This is a genomic window from Streptomyces sp. NPDC057565, assembly GCF_042801455.1.
GTDB lineage: Bacteria > Actinomycetota > Actinomycetes > Streptomycetales > Streptomycetaceae > Streptomyces > Streptomyces yanii.
Genome location: NZ_JBHVFU010000137.1, coordinates 1 through 5,830, shown reverse-complemented (window position 1 = coordinate 5,830; position 5,830 = coordinate 1). Strand labels below are relative to the sequence as shown.

7 protein-coding genes are annotated in these 5,830 nt (G+C 69.7%); 5 read left to right on the top strand and 2 right to left on the bottom strand.

Annotated elements, in window-relative coordinates; translation table 11 throughout:
- A partial coding sequence (locus tag ACFU8W_RS51915; protein WP_384052810.1) for an MFS transporter occupies nt 1-601 on the top strand: 601 nt, incomplete at its 5' end.
- Nucleotides 602-819: 218 nt separating this feature from the next.
- Here the strand turns inward: ACFU8W_RS51915 and ACFU8W_RS51910 are convergent.
- Entirely contained in the window at nt 820-999 is a 180-nt protein-coding gene (locus tag ACFU8W_RS51910) for a DUF6233 domain-containing protein (RefSeq protein ID WP_384052811.1), read from the bottom strand.
- On the bottom strand, nt 941-1,291 hold the full coding sequence (locus ACFU8W_RS51905; RefSeq protein WP_384052809.1) for a VOC family protein: 351 nt from the start codon (nt 1,289-1,291) through the stop codon (nt 941-943). The genes ACFU8W_RS51910 and ACFU8W_RS51905 overlap by 59 nt, the downstream gene beginning before the upstream one ends.
- An 89-nt stretch (nt 1,292-1,380) precedes the next feature.
- On the opposite strand from ACFU8W_RS51905, the gene ACFU8W_RS51900 reads away from it, so the two are divergent.
- From ACFU8W_RS51900 to ACFU8W_RS51885, 4 genes are all read left to right on the top strand, one after another.
- Nucleotides 1,381-2,745 carry a PQQ-binding-like beta-propeller repeat protein gene (locus ACFU8W_RS51900; protein ID WP_384052808.1) on the top strand — a complete coding sequence of 455 codons (1,365 nt, stop codon included), beginning with the start codon at nt 1,381-1,383 and terminating at the stop codon, nt 2,743-2,745.
- 54 nt (nt 2,746-2,799) lie between these two features.
- Nucleotides 2,800-3,522: a MobF family relaxase gene (mobF, locus tag ACFU8W_RS51895; protein ID WP_384052807.1), complete on the top strand. Its 723-nt coding sequence runs from the start codon at nt 2,800-2,802 to the stop codon at nt 3,520-3,522.
- 162 nt (nt 3,523-3,684) lie between these two features.
- Nucleotides 3,685-4,497 carry a phytanoyl-CoA dioxygenase family protein gene (locus ACFU8W_RS51890; RefSeq protein WP_384052806.1) on the top strand — a complete coding sequence of 271 codons (813 nt, stop codon included), beginning with the start codon at nt 3,685-3,687 and terminating at the stop codon, nt 4,495-4,497.
- 62 nt (nt 4,498-4,559) lie between these two features.
- Nucleotides 4,560-5,426 (top strand): GyrI-like domain-containing protein, encoded by an 867-nt coding sequence (locus ACFU8W_RS51885; protein WP_384052805.1) that lies wholly within the window; start codon nt 4,560-4,562, stop codon nt 5,424-5,426.
- Nucleotides 5,427-5,830 lie beyond the last annotated feature (404 nt).

The following is a 5,830-nucleotide window of genomic DNA, read 5'->3' as shown; positions in this document are numbered from 1 at the left end:
TATCCCGACAGGAGGCAGCCGACTGGCTCGCCCGGGTCGCGCCCGCTCGCGAGACCGACCTTATGGCGCCCGTCCAGGCCCCCTGACCGACGGCCTCACCTGGGGCGTCTTCCCCCTGCTCTTCACCGACCACGGCCTCGGCCTGGCCGCCGTCGGCCTGATCAAGGGCCTCTACCCCATCCTGTGGGGCCTCGGGCAGATTCCCACTGGCCACCTCGCCGACCGCATCGGCCGCAAACCCCTCATCGTCTTCGGCATGTTCGTCCAGGCTGGCGGCTTCGTCCTCGCCGTCGCCCTGCTCGACCGGCCCCTGCTCGCCGGAATCCTGTCCGCCGTCGCACTCGGCGTGGGCACCGCCATGGTCTACCCAGCCCTCATCGCTTCCATCTTCGACCACGCCCACCCGGCCTGGCGGGCCAATGCGTTGGGCCCGTACCGGTTCTGGCGGGACATTGGCTACGCGGCCGGCGCCTTGGTCGAGGGCATCCTTGCCAACGCCCTCGCCTTGAACGCCACCGTCATCGCCGCCGCGGTCCTGACCGCTGCCTCTGGGCTCCTCGCCGCCCGCTGGATCACCGAACACCGGCCCGACACCCGTTAAGGGGTGCATCTGCCGGAAACGGCGCCATCATCTGGTCGGGGTCTTCGAAGCCGGAGGCCCCGACACCGTGTCAGCCCTGGACAACGGACAAGAACAAACCCTGTCCATAACTTCGGCTCGTACCACCAGCCCGGCCCCTTCGGCAGGACTGGCACAGCACGGGCCAGCGCCACACTGATCGGGAGTTCCACAACTTTCATGCTGCGACCACGCACTGATCACAGCGCGCCGAGCGCAGTGTCCGGCCGGCACACCTCGCAGGCCGGGGCCCCGCCGGCGAGAGCGGCGAGCGCCTGCATCCGGCTGATCGCCCGCAGCCGCTTTCCGGCGGCGAAACAGTCACCACGGTGGTGTGCCGCTCGAAAACACGATTCGGAACCTGACCTGGCAGATCCCAGACCAGAAGACCGGCCCGCGCGGGACGCCCGGCTTAATGCACGTCGATCCGTTGCCCTCCGGATCGGTCATCGCCACCCAGGAGCCGCCCTGCGCCGCCAACTCCCGCACTACCCGCGCCCCGAGCCCGGCCAGCCGCTCCACCTCGGCGCCGCGCCGCTCGCCACCCACATGGATGTCGAGGTGCAGCCGGTTCTTGCCGGACTTGGCCCCGGGATACGCTGGAAGAGGATGCGCTGGCCGAGCCCGGTCTCGTTCTCCTCCTCGCTCGCTTACGATGATCTTCGCTCGCACGGCCGGGGGGCCGGTGGGCGGCGGCGGACGCCAGGGGGGTGCCGCCGTACGGGGGTTCGGGACATGTGCAGCTCGAGGGGGGCCGCGTGATGTCGGGAAGAAGTCTGGTCAAACCACTGGTGTGGACGGCGATCGTCCTGGTGGCGATCGGATCGCTGACGGCCATGATGCTGTCGCCCTACGGCTATCTGCCCGGGGATGCCATGGTGCGGTCCTGGTCGGCCGCGAAGGACCGGACGTCGAGCGGGCAGGACGACAACTGGGTCGTCGGTGACGTGGCCATCCGCAGCAGGTACGACGCGGTGACCGGGTTCGGGCTCGCCGCTGGACAGGACGGCAAGAAGCTCTGGGAGTACGTGCCACCGGGCCGCACCCAGATGTGCGGCGCCGCGCCGCACGCGGGCGCGGGGGTCGTGCTCGTTGCGTACGAGGACGACGGCACCGGCGAGGGGAGTACCCCCGACGGGGTGCCCGTCAAGGCCTGCTCGAACGTCCTCGCCCTGGACGCCAAGGACGGCCGGGAACTGTGGAAGGAGCACTCCAAGCTCCGCAGGGACTCGTTCGGTGACGTGGTCGCCGGGAGCAGTCCGCGCCTGGACGCGGGCGGCGGCCTCGCGGTGGTGGCCCAGGACCGGCGCGCCACGACGTCGACGGGGCAGAAGGACAAGGGCGGCGACGTCTCGTTGCGCGGCCTGGACGTGCGCACCGGCAAGCAGCGCTGGGCCGCCGAGCTGCCCGACCGGTGCGGTCCCGACACGGTCTCGGTCGGCAGGAAGCGGGTGTTCGCGGTCCTCACCTGCGGCTCCGGCGGGCGCGACAAGCGCGCGGTCGCCGAGGTGACGGTGGCCGCCTTCGACCGTGCGACCGGCGCCCTGGAGTGGAACGTCCCCGTCGACGCGCGGCGCCCGCTCGACCCGAAGACCGTTGTCGGCATCGAGTCGGCCGACCCGCTGGTGCTCACGGTCGGGGTGTCCGCGGACAGCCCGGGGAACACGGGCCTGTTCATCTCGTTCGACGAGAACGGGCGGCCCCGCCCCACCATCGAGCTCGACCGCGAGCAGGGCGTGATCCAGGCGAGCACCGTGATGTCGACGGCGGTCGTCGGCGACCGGCTCTACGCACTGGCCAAGTACTGGAAGAAGGGCAACCACCACACAGTCATCGCCTTCGACCTCAAGACCGGCGAAGAGGTCTGGTCGCAGGGCATGGACGATCCGGCCGCGGGGATGGCGTTGATCGGCGACCGGGTCACGGTGCTGTGCGAGTGGTCCACCCAGAGCGCGGCGATCACCACCATGGTCGAGCTCGACGCCGCAGACGGCGAGGAGCTCGACGAACGCCACTTCCGTGACGAGGTGCCCGGCCTCGTGGGCGGCATGTACGAGCGCGACGGCCGGCTCGTGGTGGCGGGCCTGGGCGGCAGCTACCCTTTCACCGCCTACGAGCGGTGGTGACGGGCGGACCCTAGTAGGGCTTGGTCAGGTTCGTATTGGGATGGGTATGTCGCGGTGGCAGGTCGGGCAGGTGCCGGCCCAGAGCGCGAGGAGTGTCTGCAGCTCGAGCATCTGTGGGTCCGCGTCGGTGCCGACAGCACCGTGCAACGCGCCCGCGCCGGTGTGATCGCCGCCCGCTTCCGCCACTACGAGAACCGTGACGGTCAGCCGCTGCTCCACGATCACGTCGTGGTGTCGGTCAAGGTCCGCCGCCAGGACGACCGGTGGGGCACCCTGCACACCCGCCCGTTCCTCGAGTACGCCGTCGCCCTCTCCGAGCTCTACAACCAACGCCTCCTGGAAGAGATCTGCCGCGCGCTCGATCTGGCGACCGTGCCCCGCTACCCGACCGCCGGACAGCGGCCCGTGATGGAACTCGCGGGAATCCCCGAGCAGCTCATCGACCGGGCCGCCACCCGCAACACCGCGACCATGCACCGCCTGAAAGAACTCGCCGACCAGTACCAGAAACGCACCCGCCAGCCCCTCACCACCAAAATCCGGCAACGGATGATGGAACGCGCCTCCCACGAGACCCGGCCGCCCAAGAAGAAGACCAGCCAGCCCCTGCCCGCCTTGCGGGCCCGCTGGCGGGACGGCGCCATTGCCCTCGTCGGCGAGGAGGTCGTTGACAACTTCCTGCGCCTGGCCCGCCTCGCCGCCGCGGCGATCCGCACCACCGTCCGCACCGCCGTGGACGTCGCGGCCGCAGCCTGCCTTCCCGCCGCAACGCGGTGATCAGCTTGTCGAACTGACGCGGGCGAACGGGGCTATCCAGGAGGGCTCCGACGCCGTGAAGTGGGCGGCGTGACTGGGGACCACACGCCCATCCTCATACCCGACAAAGGCGGTGCGGAGAATGTCGGGTGATCGGGGCCGGTGTCGCCGCACGATGGGGGCATGGATGACACGACCTTGGTATCCCGTTTCCTCCGCGACGGCTTCGTGAAGTTGGACGGCGCCGTCGCGCCGCGCGTGGCCGCAGACTGCGCGCGGCTGCTGTGGCGGGAGACGGGCTGCGACCCGGATGACCCGTCGACGTGGACGCAGCCCGTGCACTGGGTGGGCGGCATGGCGCAGGGACCGTTCGCCGCCGCACCCAACTCCCCATCCCTGCAGCACGCGTACGACTTGCTCGTCGGCACGGGACGCTGGGAGCCGCGCTACTCGCTGGGCACGTTCCCGCTGCGCTTCCCGCACGAGGAGGAGCCGGACGATGCGGGCTGGCACATCGAGGGGAGCTATCTGCCGGAGGGCGAGAGCTGGTACTTCACGAATCTGCGCTCCCAGGGCCGGGCACTGCTGATGCTGTTCCTGTTCAGCGAGGTCGGTGAGGAGGACGCCCCGACCCGGATCCGGGTCGGCTCACACCTCGATGTGCCGAAGGTGCTGGAGAAGTACGGGGAGGACGGGGCTAGCGGGCTGACCCTCGCGCCCGATCTGGTGGCGGCGTCCGACCGCCGGCCATTCGCCCTCGCCACCGGGTTCCCGGGCGACGTCTTCCTGTGCCATCCGTTCCTGGTGCACGCTGCGCAACCGCACCATGGAGTGCGGCCGCGCTTCATGGCCCAGCCGCCGCTGATGCCGGCCGCACCGTTTGAACTGGAGCGGGCCGACGGCGCGTACTCGCCCGTGGAGATCGCGATCCGCCGGGGCCTGGGACTGGATACCCCCGGTCCGGACGGGGACGGCACCGACCACAGCGCTGAGTAGACGTGCTTCACGACTATCGTCGGCAAGGTGGCCGTGAAGAGGGATGAGGAAGGAGGCCAGGCATGCTGGAGCGGCTGAACCAGGCCATGGAGCACATCGAATGCCATCTCGACCAGGCCGTCGACGTGGAGGAGCTGGCACGCATCGCGGCCACATCGGAGCACCACCTGCGCCGGATGTTCTCCGCGCTTGCGGGCATGCCGCTGTCGGAGTACGTCCGGCGCCGTCGGCTCACCCTCGCGGGCGCCGAAGTACTCGCGGGGCGTGGAACGCTGCTGCAGATCGCGGTGCGCTATGGCTACAGCTCCGGTGAGGCGTTCGCGCGGGCGTTCCGTGCCATGCACGGCATCGGACCGGGCGAGGCCCGGCGTACCGGCGCCGCACTCAACTCCCAGTCCCGGATGGCCTTCCGCCTCACCATCGAAGGGAGCAGCAGTATGTGGTACCGCGTCGTGGACAGGGCGGACTTCACCGTCGTCGGGTTCAAGACCCGGGTACCGCTGGTGCATGCGGGGCCGAACCAGGCGATCATGGACTTTGTCCGTGGGATCGCCCCACGGACTCTGGAGCGCCTGGAGAAGCTGTCGGACCAGGAGCCGCACGGCATCGTCGCGGTCTGCGACGGCATGGACCCCAGCCGCGCCGAGGGCACTGAACTCGACTACCACCATGGCGTGATCACCTCCGCGGCCGCTCCGGAGGGCACGACCACGTTGGCCGTCCCGGCCGGCACCTGGGCGGTCTTCACCACCTCCGGGCCGGCACCACAGGCCATCCAGGAGCTGTGGCGGGACGTGTTCACCGAGTGGTTCCCGTCGAACCCGTATCGCACCCGCACCGGCCCCGAGATCCTGCGCACCCACCTATTGCCGGAGAAGACCGAGGCCGACGCCGAACTGTGGCTCCCGGTGGAGCCCGAGCACGGCTGAACACAGCGACATGCTCCCGGGCAGGCGTGGGCGAGCTCTTCGGGGCTGGCCTTTCGCACCAACCGAAGCGCTCCGTCAACAGGTCCCCCACCGTCTCCCCGGACAGCCAGACCTCAACGGCCACTCAGCCTTCGGTGAGAGTCCTTCATTGCGAGAGATCAGCCGCGCTGGCCGCTTTCTGAGTGCGAGATCCTTCAAAAAACCTTCGTTTTCCGAAGATCGCTCTGCGAGGCCGCCCGGACCCCGCAGAGCCTTCAAAAACCCCTTCAAAAACCTGGGTCATTCAACAACCCCGACCCTCGTATTTCCGGCTCTTCGGTCGCTTCCGTGGGCGGGATTATGCGGTGTGACGGCCCGGCAGGTGGGGGCGATGGCCGCCGAGGCTGAGCATGGCGAGGGCGATG